The sequence below is a fragment of the Thalassotalea sp. PP2-459 genome, from assembly GCF_001913705.1.
Classification (GTDB): domain Bacteria; phylum Pseudomonadota; class Gammaproteobacteria; order Enterobacterales; family Alteromonadaceae; genus Thalassotalea_C; species Thalassotalea_C hakodatensis.
The window spans coordinates 8,945-24,985 of record NZ_MKQD01000070.1 but is presented as its reverse complement, the minus strand read 5'-3'; the positions used below and the strand labels follow the sequence as shown (position 1 = coordinate 24,985).

Sequence of the window (16,041 nt, the reverse complement as noted above, 5' to 3'; positions counted from 1 at the left end):
ATTATAAAGATTATCTTTTACAGTTAACACCTTAAAACGGTCAATGAGTTAGCTTTGTTTATAAAATATAGCAACTTATCTTTCAGATTAATTGACTCTAAGCAACAATTAACAAACAATGAAACACTAATTCAGACAATCACTTTACGGTATTAGCTAAATACGTGCTAAGCCTTTATTAAGGTATAAAAATGCAACTACACTCGTTAGTCCTTATGGGTTCACTACTATTATTTGCTAATACCGCGTTGGCTAGTCAATGTCATCAACAACTTACGGTTGAAGAACTCAAGTCATTAAAAACAAATGACTTTACTATCGAAGAAGATAAAAAGCGCAATAATCTCGCGATCACCCTACTTAACTGTTTGTCTCACCCTGATCCTAAAATACGTGACGAAATTGTCTATCAAGCATACAGTACATGGCTAAGAAACATGGCACTAGATGCAGATACAATCAACACTTTACTGCTTAAGCTACAAACAATTTTAGCTTCTAAGAGCAAAGACCCGAATGGTTTCGAACAACCTTTCGCGGCATTAGTATTATCGGAAGTGGTGCGTGTTGATCGCATTACCCCTTATATGTCAGAGCAAGAACGGCAAACAGTTGTTGATGTTAGCACCCGTTTCATGTCAAACATTTCAGATTACCGCGGATTTAACCAACAAGAAGGCTGGCGACACAATGTTGCTCACACGGCTGATATTTTCTTACAACTTGCACTTAATAAACAAGTGACTAAAGCTCAGCATCAGCAATTATTAACTGCAATCAAGCAACAAATTGCTCCTATAAACGCCTTTTATACTTTTGGGGAACCTAGACGATTAGCCATGCCTGTTGTTTATATTATTTTACAAAACAAGCTATCCGCTAATGAATTCGCTAATTGGTTAACCTCTGTAACATCACCTGCACCTTTTAAAACTTGGCAAAACGTTTATCAAAGTGAGGAAGGTCTAGCAAAGCTTCATAACACAAGAAGTTTTATACATAACCTATATGCCATCACCAGTAACAGTAAAAATCCCAAGCTAAAAGCTATACAAGCTTCGTTACAGCAAGCATTAAAACGCGTCGACTGAACATCGAATTACGAGAACTGTTGACTTACGTACATCGTTGTTACGATCTCTTTTATTTTCTATAATAGCACTGTTAAACGAACTGAATTAAAAGGATTACTTTTTGAATTATTCACGCTGGATACGCAAAACCTTCCCTCAAGTTAACGATACTTCTCATGAACTCATTGAAAATTATATTGTTGAAGCAAAAGAAAATACCAAATTATTCCGTGAGTTTATTAAAGTCGTTGGCTTTTTATTAATCGTGCTCCCTTTCAATTTATACCTGAATTACATTACTCAAGGCTCAATATTCAGTCTTCTTTTTATTGTACTTAGCTTTACCTCTTTTGGTGTAGGCAGTTTTGTGGCACTTTATTTTGAACAAAGGTTAATAAAAAATCACCTTAAAAAAATAATCATAAAAAACACAGCACTTGTGAACACGAAATATAACAATATGAAGAATTAAGACTAAACCTGTTCCAACACTTCTATGCAATCTTTAATCTCGAAAGGTCGACAGACCTTGATAAAAATAATTAGCATAACATGTCGATTTACCATTACTACGTTCGACTAATACACAAAGCCTGATTTTGGCTTAGCGTACACTTAAATCTAATACAGAGGAGATAATATGAACGTAGTTATAGAAACAACTGTGAATATGCCATTAAGCAAGACTTGGCATGCATGGGTGACACCAGAAGATATTAAATGTTGGAATTTTGCCAACGATGATTGGTGCTGTCCTAACGCGGAAATAGACTTTAAGGAAGGAGGTCAATTTAACTATCGTATGGCAGCGAAAGATAACTCCATGGCCTTTGATTTTTCAGGGGAATTTAGCAAAATAATTGCTTTTGAGGCAATTAATTTCACCCTGAATGATGGACGTACTGTATCGGTTGAGTTCATTGAAACCGACAACGGCACAACCGTTAAAGAAACCTTTCAAACAGAAGATGAAAGCACTCTAGAACAACAGAAACAAGGATGGCAAATGATCCTGAATAATTTTAAAAAACATGTTGAAAACAAATAGATAAATGGCATATTTACCGTCTTCAGAGCAAGTATCAATTAAAACACAAACAACTTGATCAAAGGTAATAAACGCTGATGCGAAGAAGGCGGTAAACCAGCCACTGAACCTGCGGCAAAACTGGCAGCTAGTCCTTTTGGCGAACCGATAACGTATAAGCTTTTATTTTTCGCTTGCTCTATGCTCATCCTTTTATACGATGTAACAATTTGATAATCATCATATATATACTGAACATTTGCTTTATGCTTTTTTAGCAGATCAAACATAGCTTACTCCTCAGATTCTGAATTCACCAACAACGACTTTGCATACGGTAACCCTATCGCCGATTTACTTTGCTTATACAATTTAAAGCTTATCCAAGCCACAATTGCATTAATCAACAATACTGTAGCGGGAATCAACAACCAATGACCTCCAAAGGTAAATACAGCATAGGCAATGGTTAGACAAACGGTTATCCACATGATTAAACCAATACCAACTAACACCAATAAGCCTATTAAACTTAAAGTCATCGCTTTAATACTGAGTTTTATTTCTGAGCCAACAAGATCACCCGCTTTTAGTATCTGCAATTTATAAACAGTTAATACTTCTTGCCATGCAGATAATATCTCTGAAAGTGCAACGTCATTCGCAGACGTTGCACTTTCTTGAGCTTGATGTTCAGCGTTATTATTCATCCGTTACTTTCTCTTAAGTAAGCTAGTCAGTAGCATTCCAGCTGCAAAAGCAATACCCGCTGAGGCCACAGGATGTTCTTGTGTGTATCGACCTACTGCCGATTGATTCCACATACTTTGCACTTTTACTTGCTTATCTTTCATTGAATTTGCTGAATTAGTCGCGTTTTTTCTTAGCGATTCTTCAGTTTTAGCTGCTTGCTCACCTAAATGATCTACAGATTGATGTAACGACTCAGTAAGTTTATTTGCAATAGGAGATGATCCGTTACCTTTAGTCGTTTTTGATTCACTGTTTTCACTCTGTGCTTTCGTTGCTTGACTAGCCATAATACTCTCCAATATTTAATTAAAATTTCTCACTCTATTTTGTGAGTCAAACATACAGGTGCAATGGCTATACCATGATCGATTCTTTTTTAAGTACTGGTTTAATAGGCTATAAAGCATATTCATTCATTGCAATTTATATTTGTTATACAAACTTATGTAAATTCTACAGGCTGTATTGAAATAATTTCTTAAATCACTTATTTGATCTGTGACTAGGATCTGTTGATCTTTCGCGTTTATTTTTGCAGCCGTTTATTGGTATTTAGACCAAGCATTGTGATTAATGTGTAGTTATTCCACATGAAAAAGCAATAACGACGTATAAATGACAAAAACACTGCCCTTTGGGTCTAACTAAACGTAATTTAATTGAAGCGTAGCAATTGAAGTATAGTTTTCTACATAAAAGGGCTACAAAGAGAACAACCCTCCTAATAACGTATTCAATTAAAGACTACTACTTGGTTATTCATTCACTGCCTTAACATTAATGCGTTGAATGGTAGGGTTTTACCTGTCGAATGGTATGCCTGCCACTTGCCTATACAGTACATACTTGTAACAATAATTTCGTTTACAAAAACAACAATACGAGATGCCTTATTATGTTTAGAAAATTCATACTGGTTGTGGTGCTTTTTATTACTAGCACAATGACCGCTTTAGCTTACGACAGCAGCAGTGATAAACGCGCTGAATATATTCGTGAAAATTATGCAAAATACGAATATGAAGTTCCAATGCGTGACGGAAAAACTCTTTTTACTGTTGTCTATACCCCATACGATGTATCAAAAACATACCCTGTTTTAATGCAACGCACCCCATATTCTGTTGGACCATACGGTGTAGATAAATATCGCACTCGATTAGGCCCATCTGAGGCGTTTGAAAAAGAAGGCTTTATTTTTGTTTTTCAAGATGTCAGAGGTCGCTTCCGTTCAGAGGGAGAATACGACAATATGCGTCCGCAAAATGCTTATCAACGCGGTAAAAAAGCAACTGATGATGCTACCGATACATACGATAGTATCGAATGGTTGCTCAATAACCTTGATAACAACAATGGTAAATTTGGCATGTGGGGTGTTTCTTATCCAGGTTACTACACCTCAGTTGCTTCTATAAATGCTCACCCAGCATTAAAAGCGATTTCACCTCAAGCACCAATTGCTGACTGGTTCTTTGATGATTTTCATCGTAATGGTGCCTTTGTTTTACCTATGGCTTTTGTCTTTTTCGACACATTCGATAATTTTCCAGATGAAAAACATGGTTATTGGCCTAAAGGTCAAGATATGGCAACACATGATGGTTATCAGTTCTTTTTAGACTTAGGCCCGTTATCGAATGTAAACAAAAAATATTTTAAACATAAACGTCCATTTTGGGATGCTCTTGCAGCTCACCCAAATTACGATGACTATTGGCAGTCACGTGACGTATTGCAGCATTTAGGTAAAACAAAACCTGCCACTTTAGTTGTGGGTGGCTGGTACGATACAGAAGACTTGTATGGTCCGTTAGAAACCTATCAAACCATGTCTCAAGGCAATAAAAAAGAAAATGTGCAACTGGTAATGGGCCCTTGGTATCACGGACAGTGGAACCGAGGTGACGGCTCAAAAATGGGTGAAGCTGATAACGGCTTTAATACCAGTAAGTGGTTTCAAAAGCATATATTGTTACCTTTCTTTACCGAGCATTTAAAAGCAAGCGACAGTGCCAATCTTGCAAAAGCGACTATTTTCGATACTGGTGCTAACCGTTGGCATCGTTTCGATACTTGGCCGCCTAAAGCCGTTAGAAAACAAACGCTATACTTAACCGCTGGTGAAAGCATCAGTAAAGATAAACCTACGACTAAAAAAAGTTTTTCTGAATATATTAGTGATCCAAATAAACCAGTACCACACTCAAAAGCAATTGGTCGCGGTTGGGATCGCCCATATATGACAGAAGATCAACGCTTTGCTGCACGTCGCCCAGATGTATTAATTTTTGAAACAGAGCCGTTAAAAGAAGATTTAACGTTATCAGGTAATATCGAGCTCAAATTGAAATTTAGTACTTCTCAAACAGCTGCTGATCTTATCGTAAAACTGGTTGATGTGTTTCCAGCAAAAAGTGAAAACAGCAATAAGTTAGATAAAAAGCTTGGTAATCGTCATGAACTTGTTCGCTGGGGCTCAATTCGAGGAAGATTTAGAGACTCAATGAGTGACCCTAAACCCTTTACTGCGAATGAAGTCACTCCAGTTAATTTTGAACTTTATGATGTTATGCATACCTTTAAGCGTGGCCATAAGTTACAGATAATGGTGCAAAGCAGCATGTTTCCATTTTTGGATCGTAATCCTCAAAATTATGTAGACAACATATTCAAAGCAACAGAAGCGGATTTTGTTAAAGCAGATCATCGAATTTATCATCAAGCTGATCAAGCAAGTAGCATAGAAATCTCAGTATTAAAATAACTCAAAATAATGTACCTACCCCAAAATAAAGGAAATAAAGGGGTCAGGTACATTTAAATTGTTAATCATCAATAGCACTTCTTGGCCTTCCTCTACATCCTGAATTCACTTTATTCCCTGTCAAAGCTACAATAGTAGATTTAAACTTATCGTCTCCAAGAACTAACCCTTTGTTTACCGACTTCCTTATTGTTTGTTCATTAATATCAGTCATTTTTTCTTCAAACAGCGCCATATACGATACCTGCCTTTCTGTATCAGATTGAGCTAGGGTCAAATATTGATCATGATAAGAAACTAAACTAGATACCTTACCCAATGCGTTTATTTGATAGCTTGACCAAGGGTAATCAGTAGGGTTATCGACCATACCTGCTCGCACAGGGTTTAATTCTATATAACGATAAACTTCTAGTAAGTAGTTGCTATTTTGCACTAAACAAGATTTGTATCGACCTTCCCATAAAGTTCCAGTTCTTTGGTGACTATAATTGAAGTATTGAACGTAGCGTCTCCCCAATCCTTGCATCATAAAACTAACAGCCTTAGGCTTTTTTGGAGTGCATAATAAATGCACGTGGTTGGTCATTAAGACCCATGCATGTATTGCCACATCTTCTTTCAACGAATAATACTTAAGCCAGTTTAAGTAGGCTTTAAAGTCTTTTTCATGATAAAAGCATGCTTGACGGTTGTTGCCACGTTGAATAATGTGTTGCGGAATATTTGGTAAATCTATCCTAGGTAACCTTGCCATATATCATCCTTGATATGTTAATAAAGCTCTCAGTGTAGATTAACTTTATCTAATTAGCCTAATTAAATAATTAAAGGGGTCAGGTACAATATTCAATCATTGAATATTGTACCTGACCCCTTTAATTACAGGATCAAAAAAACCGCTAGATGCGTAACACCTAGCGGCTTTTTACATCAATATCAAATTAATGAAATTCGATCTTAGCAACTTCAACACTACCATTAAACGTGGCAGTTTTAACATCACCCTTACCTTCTACATTCACAGTATTTGTTTGGCTAGGCCAAATATCACGCAATGCTGTATGTTCAATAGTAAGCCCGCTCAACAATACAGGTTGTTTTGTTTCTTGGTAAACCCAAAAGAATTTACCATCAACTTCAAAACCCACGGGGCCTAAATCAATAGTATTTCCTTTATCGTCTTTCAATGAAAAACGCGACATCACATATTCAAAAAAACGTTGTTGTGTTTGTTTAGATTGAATAATATCAGCGTTTTTACCAAAAATATGTTTAACAGCATGCTCTGCATCATGTAAATAAAAGCGATGACTTACTTCAATATTTTCTGTGTTTGGATTAAATAACACAGTACTTATCGCCGCTTTTTGTTGATGTGCAAAAATAACATTACTGAACAAAAACAAGCAGATTATTAAGCTTTTAGTGATAAATTTCATATAAAACCTAATTAGTTACCTTTTTCTTGATCTTTTTCATCATCGTCTGTTTTAAGTTCCGTTTTAATATCATGCATGATATCTCGGCTCACTTTTGCTGATGACTTTTTACGCTTATAACTTTCAATACGCGAAGGAATAATGCGACGTGGGTAGTGGTTATTCTCTACATCAACGTCTGCTGTTTCCCAACGAGGATCAACTGTTACACCCACTAGGTTTTTATTTTTGTCAGTGACAATTAACTTACTAACCGCTTTAGGTGTACGTCGCCAAATTTCAGCAGGAATACGCATCATTTCTTTACTACCATCTTCAAATGATAACTCTAAAATAATAGGCATAACTAAACCACCTTTATTAGAAAAGTCTAAAACATAGTAGTTTTTATCTTCTTTTACCGCACGAGTGAAAACTTCACGTTCCCAATCTTTAAGGCCTTTAAGGAATTTCTGATATTTATTACGTTCTTTATTAGTCACGGTGAAGCGATCATTTTCGTCATAAAAATCAGTGATATCTGAAAAGCGCTCAACCCATAATTTTTGACCTTCTGCTTTGTTGCGCTCGTCAGTTAAAGATTTAGGCTTATCTAATTCTTGTTGACGCTCACGTGCAAAGTCAATGTCAGGATCTTTAGTATCCATGCGCAGTTTATAAACGCGGTCTAATGAAATATCAACATGATCGGTCGAGTAGAACCAGCCACGCCAGAACCAATCTAAATCAACCCCTGATGCTTCTTCCATTGTACGGAAGAAATCCGATGGTGTTGGGCGTTTAAACTTCCAACGCTGTGCATATTCTTTAAAAGCAAAATCAAATAGTTCACGACCTAGGATCGTTTCACGTAAAATGTTTAATGCTGCAGCTGGTTTAGTATAGGCATTTGGTCCTAAACGTAAAACACTATCAGACTGCGTCATAATAGGCACTTGGTTTGAAGACTTCATGTAACCTGTGATATCACGAGGCTCTACACCCCATGGAATCATTGGATCCCATTCTCGACCAGCAACACCATCTAAAAAGCTGTTTAAACCTTCGTCCATCCATGTCCACTGACGCTCATCAGAGTTAACGACCATAGGGAAATAAATATGACCAATTTCATGAATAACCACGCCGATCAAAAAACGTTTTTCAGCTTGTGAATATGTGCGGCTACCGTCATCTCGTAATTCAGTACGCGGACCATTAAATGTGATCATTGGATATTCCATACCACCAACAGGGCCGTTAACCGACTGAGCTGTTGGGTACGGGTAATCAAATGAGAATCGGTTATAAACATCCATGGTGTGAATAATAGATTCAGTCGAATATTTCTTCCACAAGTCACCACCTTCTTTAGGATAGAAAGACATTGCCATCACAAGTGGAGTTTCATCATTATCTTGTTTAAAGCCGCGAGCGTCCCACATAAACTTACGTGACGATGCCCAAGCAAAATCACGTACGTTATTTGCTTTAAATTTCCACGTTTTAGTTTTATCTGTACCAGCTTTTTCGTTTTCTAAGGCTTCTTCTTCCGTCACAATGAAAACAATTCGCTCTGCGTCTTTTGATTTTTCTAAACGCTTACGCTGTTCTTTCGTTAATACTTGTTTAGGGTTAGCTAACACACCCGTTGATGATACAATGTGATCAGCCGGTACTGTCATATTGACTTCATAATCACCAAACTCTAAGGTAAATTCACCGCGACCTAGAAACTCTTTATTTGTCCAAGCTTCATAATCGGTATAAGCATGTAAACGTGGGTACCATTGAGCTAATAAGAAGATATCATTACCACCTTCACGAGCATCATCAGGAAAATGCTCATAGCCTGAACGCGCCGAAACGGCATCTTCTTCTACAATGTTAAACCCAAAGTCTAATGAAAACGATGTTTTTTGCCCTGGCTTTAATGGCTTAGGTAAATCAATACGCATGTTGGTACCAACAATCACGTAATTTAAGGTATTACCGCGGCCATCTTTTACATTATTAATGGTATAGCCTAATTCTGAATCGCCAATAAATTGCTGACGACGCAACGCAGACAAGCTAATTTTTCCGCCTGATGCTTTATTGCCTCTGAATGTGGTAGATAACTCACTTAATGAATCTTGCTTGAAAATATTTTGGTCTAATTGTAACCAAAGGTATTTCAATGAATCAGGTGAATTATTCACATAAACAATTTCTTCTGTTCCTTCTAAACGACGCTTTTCTTCGTCAAGCGTTACGTTTATTTTATAATCAACTTGTTGTTGCCAATATTGATGGCCCGGTTCGCCGGCTGCGTTACGGTATACATTAGGTGTTGGTAACACTTCATCTAACTGGCGGAACTTATCTTCAAAGCTCCCTTTGGTTTGCTTCACTGAACCGTACGCCGATAATGATGCGGTACATACAAGCAAAGCTGCCAATGTTATGGTTTTTTTTATCATAGTTATTCCTACTCACTACTTGAGGTTACGCACATTTCAAAACGTGCGCAGTACTAGGGCTATTTTTCTTTGGTGTATATTATTGAATAAAGTACAACAAAGAAAAATAGCCCATAGATAATAAAGGAATTTTCACTTAAGTTCAGTGCTTTCTAACAAGAAAATACTACCACTCGTCTCAATTGTTATAACATAACAATTATTAACTGAATTAATTGCCGCTCAAAATGCACTAAACTTCCTGCCTTACTTTGGATATCCTTCTGGGTTGTTCGATTGCCAACGCCAAGTGTCGGTCATCATTTGTGTTAAATCACGTGTGGCTCGCCAGCCAAGTTGTTTATTAGCCTTTTCAGCATTTGCCCAAAATGCAGGTAAATCACCATGACGACGTGGTGCAATAGTATAAGGTACTTTTTGCTGGCTTGCCTGTTCAAACGCCTTGATGATGCTTAATACAGACACCGCTTTACCGGTACCCAAATTAAAAGCTTCAACACCAGTAAATTCACTATTTTTCTGCAACCAATTGACTGCTGCTACATGCCCTTCCGCTAAATCCATGACGTGCAGATAATCACGCTCGCACGTACCATCTTCGGTAGAATAATCATCACCAAAAACCTGTAAACGCTCACGCTTTCCAACCGCAACCTGTGCAACATAAGGTAATAAATTATTTGGAATACCTTTAGGATCTTCACCAATTTGTCCACTCTCATGGGCACCGATTGGGTTAAAATAACGTAAACACACTGCGCGAAAATCTAAATTTGATTGTGCAAGATCTTTTAACACTCGCTCAATCATCACTTTACTCGCTCCATAAGGGCTAGACGCTTCACCTAACGGCATACTTTCTTCATAAGGTACAGCATTTTCCCCACCGTACACTGTCGCTGACGAGGAAAAAATAAAATGATTAATGTTTAGGTTTGCCATAACTTCTAACAAACATAATGTTCCGTGAACATTGTTTTGATAATACTCTAGAGGGATAGTAGAAGATTCACCCACTGCTTTTAATGCCGCAAAGTGTATAACCGCATCAATAGCGTGTTCATTAAAAAGTGACGTCAAAGCCGTTTTGTCTTGAATATCTCCCTTAATAAATGATACTTTCTTTCCAGTTAAGTGCTCTACACGCCGAATGGATTCAATACTGGCATTCATGAGATTATCAAGAACAACAACTTCAAAGCCGTTTGTTAAAAGCAATAAAACGGTATGAGAGCCAATATAACCAGCACCGCCGGTGACTAAAATTTTCATGGTTTATCCTGTAATCAATCAATATTCGTCAATATGTCTAAATGCACCTTGTGATGCATGACAAATATAAATATCTGCTGTTAAGCCAAACTGCTCTGGGTATTGAATATTTACCTGCTCAGTCACCTTTTCAACGAGTGCTTTTGGCATCAAAGCAACAACACAACCGCCAAATCCACCACCGGTCATACGTACACCACCTTGATTACCAATTTGTGCACTCACTATATCCACTAGTCCATCCATTTCTTTTGTCGTTACTTCAAAGTCATCCCGAAGCGATTGATGTGACTCAGCCATTAGCTGACTCAACGTCGACATGTCTGAAGATTTGAATGCCGTTAATGCTGCGACAGTTCTAGCATTTTCAGTGATCACATGTTTGGCTCGTCTATATTGCACATCTGACAGTTGTTTTTTTTCTGACTCTAATTGCGCTAACGTAACATCACGTAAAGCTTTACATCCGAAGTGCTTGGCAACTTGTTCACATTGCTCACGACGTAAGTTATATTCACTATCAACTAATCCACGTTTAACGTTAGAATTAATAATAACCAATGATAACTCGTCTGAAATTGGCGCATCTTCAAACGTTAAATCTCGACAATCAAGTAACATTGCATGGCCTTTCTTGCCCATAGCCGATATCAGTTGATCCATGATGCCGCAATTACAACCAACATAATCATTCTCAGCTTGCTGTCCCATTTTAGCGGCAGTTTTTCCATCTAACTCTAATTTGTATAACGAGGTAAAGGTTTTCAATATTGCCATCTCAAAACTGGCAGATGAACTTAACCCTGCCCCTTGCGCGACATTACCCGTTACCACAAGATTAGCGCCTCTAAGGTTAGGGTACTTTTCCATTAATGCTTGGACCGAACCTTTAATGTAATTACACCACATGTGTTCGGTATCAAAGCTAAACTGATTTAAAACAAATTCTGTAGAACTTTTGCCAAAATCATGTGAATACACTTTGACTAATTGATCATCACGTTTAGACGCGGCGATGGTGGTACCACAATCAATCGCAGCGGGAAAAACAAAACCATCATTATAGTCAGTATGATCGCCAATAATATTGACCCGCGCAGGTGCATAACAAATCACATCCGGCTCTTGTTGATAACATTGTTTAAATAAAGCATTAATAGTATTTTTTTGAACCATTACATAGCCTCCTTATAATGTGTACTTGGTAATGCCTTTAGCCTCTCTGCTGCTTGCTCTGGCGTTAAATCACGCTGTGCTTCCGCTAACATTTCATAGCCAACCATGAATTTTCTTACTGTTGCTGAGCGTAATAGCGGCGGTAAAAAGCTCGCATGTAATGTCCATTCAGGATGTTTTTCACCATCATACGGTGCGCCATGCCATCCCATTGAATAAGGGAAAGAACATTGAAATAAGTTATCGTACTTAGTCGCAATTTTTTTCAAGATATCGGCAAGTGATGTTTTTTGTAGTTCAGTTAATTCAACCATTCTAGACACTGTAAACCTTGGTAATAACAGCGTTTCAAAGGGCCATGCTGCCCAATATGGCACCACCACAACCCAGTCGTCGTTTAGTACAACAACACGTTGATCTTGTTCTATTTCCTTTACAGCATAGTCACTCAATAGATTGCTACGGTATTGATTAAAGTACACTAACTGAGAACGGCATTTACGATCTGCCAAGGTTGGAATTTGCTGCTGTGCCCAAATTTGCCCGTGAGGGTGTGGATTAGAGCAGCCCATAACCGCCCCTTTATTTTCAAACACTTGTATCCATTGGTATTGTTCGCTTAACGCTTCACATTGCACTTGCCAAGTATCAACAACATGCTTAATGTCAGGTACTGATAATTCTGGCAAGGTTTTACTGTGGTCAGGAGAAAAACAGATCACTCGGCTTTCTCCTTGCTCTGTTGCCATTCGAAATAGCGGATCATTATTTTGTACTTGTGGGGTATCCGTTTTTAACGCAGCAAAGTCATTAGTAAAGACAAACGTTGTTTCATAACGCTCATTGACTTCACCGTTTATACGCGTATTACCTGCGCATAAATAACAATTTGGATCATGCGAGACAGATTGTTGCTCAGCAACTGCCTCTACTTGTCCTTGCCAAGGGCGTTTTGCGCGATGCGGAGACACCAGTACCCATTCTCGCAATAAGGGATTAAACCGGCGATGTGGATGTTCCGTTGGATCGAATTCGATAGTCATACACTCATTCCATCTTGTAAATTTGACGTAAATGTAAACGTTTTCCCTTTTTATTACAAGCTTACTTTTTAGGAACAAATTTATCATATTGCACCAGCAACACTGCTTATATATACTGTGCACTAGTTAAACACTTAATAAATGTAAACATTTACATATGTCAACAATTAAAGATGTAGCTCGTATCGCAGATGTATCTGTAGCAACAGTATCCCGAGTGGTAAATAACGGTCCAAAAGTAAGTGCTAAAACCAAAGAAAAAGTCAGTCAAGTGATGCTGCAACTTGGTTACACACCGAATGAAAATGCTAGAGCACTTGTAACACAAAAAAGCACAACTATTGGCGTTGTGATCCCTGATATAACTGATCCTTTTTTTGCTTCTTTAGCCAGTGGCGTAGAACAGGTTGCTCGCGAAAATCATAGACAATTATTATTAAGTACCAGTCAAATTAATGCTGAATTTGAAATGCAAGCAATCAATTTACTCATTGAGCGACGTTGCGATGTGATGGTGGTGCACAGCAAGGCATTAAGTGAAAGCCAACTTAACGAATTAAGCCAAAAAGTCAAAGGCTTAGTTGTGATCGATAGAATGGTTAAAGGTTTAGAAAATCGCTGTATTTGGCTAGATAATGTAGAGGGAGGTAAAATAGCAGCACGCCATTTAATTTCGCTATCACATCAAAAATTTGCTTGTATCAGCAGTCACTACCCTATAGAAGATCCTGCCTTAAGACTTAAAGGTTTTAAAGACACCCTGTTAGAGCATGGGTTAACACTCAAAGAACAACTTATAGAATATCAAGCCCCTACCCTGCAAGGTGGAGAGATTGCCGCTCAAAACCTACTCGCTAGTAGTCACCCCTTTACCGCATTATTTGTATACAATGATGCAATGGCAATTGGTGCTATTTCTACACTAGAAGATAACGGGTACCGTGTGCCAAACGACGTTTCAGTCATCGGCTTTGATGATGTTTTATTGTCTCGCTATTCAAGACCAAAACTAACTACTCTACATTATCCTATCGAAATCATGGCTAAACAAGCAGCAAATTTGGCTTTGTGCATGACAAAACCAGAAGAAAATATTGTGGCCGAAACCACATTTAAACATATTCCGCGACTGGTAAAGAGGGAATCTACCAGTAAAAAAATCAAAAATTCTCGTTAATTTTTCATACTGAATACATATATAAAAAATTAAATTCAATGATATAAATCTAAAACACCTAATTACTTTCCTCTATGGAAAGTTTTAACTTGCCAACTTGGAAAGTATGGTTTATATTACTTTCTACACTGGAAAGTAAAGGACGTAATCATGAATAATATAGAACAAAAAGTATCGACAGAGGAAGCTCAACTAGCACTCGATAGTTTAGCCAATATAGACAGCAGTACCAATAAACTTATCAGACCGCCACTTTGGCTGACGGTCATTATGGCCTTTTTTTACGGAATGATGACCTTTTCTTGGGCATCTACTCGACATGAAAACCTTTGGATGCTCGGTTTAATTATTTCAGCAATTTGTTTTCTAGCAAGTGTCGCCTTTTATCTTTACAGCAGTCATTTACTTGGCATAAAGCCTAAGGTACTACCAAAAAGTAAAAGTGAATGTTTTTTTCATTTATTTTCCGGTATTTTTTTTGCGGCAGTCATCATTCTCACCCGCATATTAAGCGTAAATGGCTTAGAATATGCCGCCTACATTGGCGGTATACTCAATGCGCTAGTACTCGCATATTTATTGCATCATTACTCAACAGGCAACTACATTAAGGACAACAGTCACCATGAGTAACGTCAGCTTTGATCCGCTAATTCATGCACAAAATCGTTTACAAATTTGTGCCATTCTAGCGGCAACTGCAGAAATAGAATTTAAAGTATTACGAGAAAAGCTTAACGTAAGTGATTCTGTGCTTTCAAAACATTTGAAATCACTTGAAGATGCTCAATATCTTTGTGCACAAAAACGTACTCATATGGGCAGACAAAGAACATGGCTGTCATTATCAAAAACAGGACGAGAAGCATATAACGGACACCTAGCAGCTTTACGTGAGATTGTAGGTGGCGTATAAACGTTGAATTGAGGTATTTTATGTTTTCAGGAAGAAAGAATGTAATCGGTTCATTTATATCCGTATATCGTAAGTCGCAATACACTTATTGCATTGACCTTGCCATTTACCTTTCAGTAATGTTTTTAATACGCGAGATTTATTTTGAACAACATAATTTTATCTCTAACGGTCTATTTTGGTCACTTTCAACACTTGTTGTTGCTATAACTTTTATTCGTTTTAGGCACGTTTCATTAGCAAAACTTGGCCTTTTCAAACCTGAAAGTTTTAAAAAGTTACTTTTCGTAACCGTGTTTATTTTTGCCTTTACCATCTTATCTATTATTATTTTTCAGTTGTTCAAACAAGAACTCGGATTTCAACTAGCCCCCGACCTTTCTAACGAACAAGCAGAATCTAAATTTGGAAAACTTTCAAATAACTGGTCATTATTTTTTATGATAATACCTTTCATTTGGCTACAATCAGCATTAGAAGAAATTCTCGATAGAGGCTTTTTAATTAATTGGATAGAACAAGCATTATTTAATACTTGGTTTTCGACTTTCATTGCGGTTATTTTACAGGCTTTTATTTTCGGCTTTAGACATTCTTACGATTTATCTGAACGTTCAATTACTGTAGGGTTAATCGGCCTAGCAATGGGCATAGCTTATGTTGTCTTTAACAGAAACCTATGGCCATTAATTATCGCACATTGCGCACTAAACACCATGTCGATGATTGAGCGCATTTAAATATTTTTTCAAGATCGACAATCTACAGTTAACCTTTAAGGTATTAAATAATACCAATTCGCATAAAGATTAAGTCAGTTCAGAGCGATGTTAGAGGTGGGAGAATAAGCGAAACGTGTGCAGGTATAGTTATTCTACATCAAACACGTTTTGCGCAATTATCGCGCCTCTAACACGCTCCCAAAGGGCGAGTTTAAACGCTTCATAGCCCGTA

17 protein-coding genes are annotated in these 16,041 nt (G+C 37.5%); 8 read left to right on the top strand and 9 right to left on the bottom strand.

What is annotated here, in order from left to right; genetic code table 11:
- Positions 1-191 precede the first annotated feature (191 nt).
- From BI291_RS16030 to BI291_RS16020, 3 genes are all read left to right on the top strand, one after another.
- The gene (locus BI291_RS16030) at positions 192-1,091 is read left to right on the top strand and encodes a DUF2785 domain-containing protein (RefSeq protein WP_074499991.1); all 900 of its coding nucleotides are present in this window, start codon (positions 192-194) and stop codon (positions 1,089-1,091) included.
- Between the two features lie 103 nt (positions 1,092-1,194).
- Entirely contained in the window at positions 1,195-1,545 is a 351-nt protein-coding gene (locus BI291_RS16025) for a hypothetical protein (protein ID WP_074499989.1), read from the top strand.
- A 168-nt stretch (positions 1,546-1,713) separates the two neighbouring features.
- Complete coding sequence (locus BI291_RS16020) at positions 1,714-2,121, top strand: SRPBCC domain-containing protein (RefSeq protein ID WP_074499986.1); 408 nt, start codon at positions 1,714-1,716, stop codon at positions 2,119-2,121.
- A 38-nt stretch (positions 2,122-2,159) separates the two neighbouring features.
- On the opposite strand, the gene BI291_RS16015 is transcribed toward BI291_RS16020, so the two are convergent.
- Genes BI291_RS16015 through BI291_RS16005 form a run of 3 tightly spaced genes read right to left on the bottom strand, consistent with a single transcriptional unit; the run spans position 2,160 to position 3,140 of the window.
- Positions 2,160-2,390, bottom strand: coding sequence for a hypothetical protein (locus BI291_RS16015; RefSeq protein WP_074499983.1), 231 nt, complete (start codon positions 2,388-2,390; stop codon positions 2,160-2,162).
- Positions 2,391-2,393: 3 nt separating this feature from the next.
- On the bottom strand, positions 2,394-2,810 hold the full coding sequence (locus BI291_RS16010; protein WP_074499981.1) for a hypothetical protein: 417 nt from the start codon (positions 2,808-2,810) through the stop codon (positions 2,394-2,396).
- A 3-nt stretch (positions 2,811-2,813) separates the two neighbouring features.
- On the bottom strand, positions 2,814-3,140 hold the full coding sequence (locus tag BI291_RS16005) for a DUF883 C-terminal domain-containing protein (protein ID WP_074499978.1): 327 nt from the start codon (positions 3,138-3,140) through the stop codon (positions 2,814-2,816).
- A 608-nt stretch (positions 3,141-3,748) separates the two neighbouring features.
- Between BI291_RS16005 and BI291_RS16000 the strand changes: the two genes are divergently transcribed.
- On the top strand, positions 3,749-5,620 hold the full coding sequence (locus BI291_RS16000) for a CocE/NonD family hydrolase (protein WP_074499975.1): 1,872 nt from the start codon (positions 3,749-3,751) through the stop codon (positions 5,618-5,620).
- Between the two features lie 61 nt (positions 5,621-5,681).
- Here the strand turns inward: BI291_RS16000 and BI291_RS15995 are convergent, their stop codons facing one another.
- The 6 genes from BI291_RS15995 to BI291_RS15970 form a co-directional block, all read right to left on the bottom strand.
- Entirely contained in the window at positions 5,682-6,377 is a 696-nt protein-coding gene (locus BI291_RS15995) for a transposase (RefSeq protein WP_074499971.1), read from the bottom strand.
- Positions 6,378-6,564: 187 nt separating this feature from the next.
- The gene (locus BI291_RS15990) at positions 6,565-7,062 is read right to left on the bottom strand and encodes a DUF6702 family protein (RefSeq protein WP_074499968.1); all 498 of its coding nucleotides are present in this window, start codon (positions 7,060-7,062) and stop codon (positions 6,565-6,567) included.
- Between the two features lie 11 nt (positions 7,063-7,073).
- On the bottom strand, positions 7,074-9,503 hold the full coding sequence (locus tag BI291_RS15985; RefSeq protein WP_074499966.1) for a M1 family metallopeptidase: 2,430 nt from the start codon (positions 9,501-9,503) through the stop codon (positions 7,074-7,076).
- A 246-nt stretch (positions 9,504-9,749) separates the two neighbouring features.
- Positions 9,750-10,775 carry a UDP-glucose 4-epimerase GalE gene (galE, locus tag BI291_RS15980; protein WP_074499963.1) on the bottom strand — a complete coding sequence of 342 codons (1,026 nt, stop codon included), beginning with the start codon at positions 10,773-10,775 and terminating at the stop codon, positions 9,750-9,752.
- An 18-nt stretch (positions 10,776-10,793) separates the two neighbouring features.
- On the bottom strand, positions 10,794-11,951 hold the full coding sequence (gene galK, locus BI291_RS15975) for a galactokinase (protein ID WP_074499961.1): 1,158 nt from the start codon (positions 11,949-11,951) through the stop codon (positions 10,794-10,796).
- Positions 11,951-12,994, bottom strand: coding sequence for a UDP-glucose--hexose-1-phosphate uridylyltransferase (locus tag BI291_RS15970; RefSeq protein ID WP_074499958.1), 1,044 nt, complete (start codon positions 12,992-12,994; stop codon positions 11,951-11,953). Before BI291_RS15970 ends, galK begins: the two co-directional genes overlap by 1 nt.
- A 157-nt stretch (positions 12,995-13,151) precedes the next feature.
- On the opposite strand from BI291_RS15970, the gene BI291_RS15965 reads away from it, so the two are divergent.
- From BI291_RS15965 to BI291_RS15950, 4 genes are all read left to right on the top strand, one after another.
- Positions 13,152-14,171, top strand: coding sequence for a LacI family DNA-binding transcriptional regulator (locus BI291_RS15965; RefSeq protein WP_074499956.1), 1,020 nt, complete (start codon positions 13,152-13,154; stop codon positions 14,169-14,171).
- Positions 14,172-14,321: 150 nt separating this feature from the next.
- Positions 14,322-14,804 (top strand): hypothetical protein, encoded by a 483-nt coding sequence (locus tag BI291_RS15960; protein ID WP_074499953.1) that lies wholly within the window; start codon positions 14,322-14,324, stop codon positions 14,802-14,804.
- Positions 14,797-15,087 carry a transcriptional regulator gene (locus tag BI291_RS15955; RefSeq protein WP_074499951.1) on the top strand — a complete coding sequence of 97 codons (291 nt, stop codon included), beginning with the start codon at positions 14,797-14,799 and terminating at the stop codon, positions 15,085-15,087. The genes BI291_RS15960 and BI291_RS15955 overlap by 8 nt, the downstream gene beginning before the upstream one ends.
- A 20-nt stretch (positions 15,088-15,107) precedes the next feature.
- Positions 15,108-15,827: a CPBP family intramembrane glutamic endopeptidase gene (locus tag BI291_RS15950; RefSeq protein WP_074499948.1), complete on the top strand. Its 720-nt coding sequence runs from the start codon at positions 15,108-15,110 to the stop codon at positions 15,825-15,827.
- The last annotated feature ends 214 nt before the right edge of the window (positions 15,828-16,041 follow it).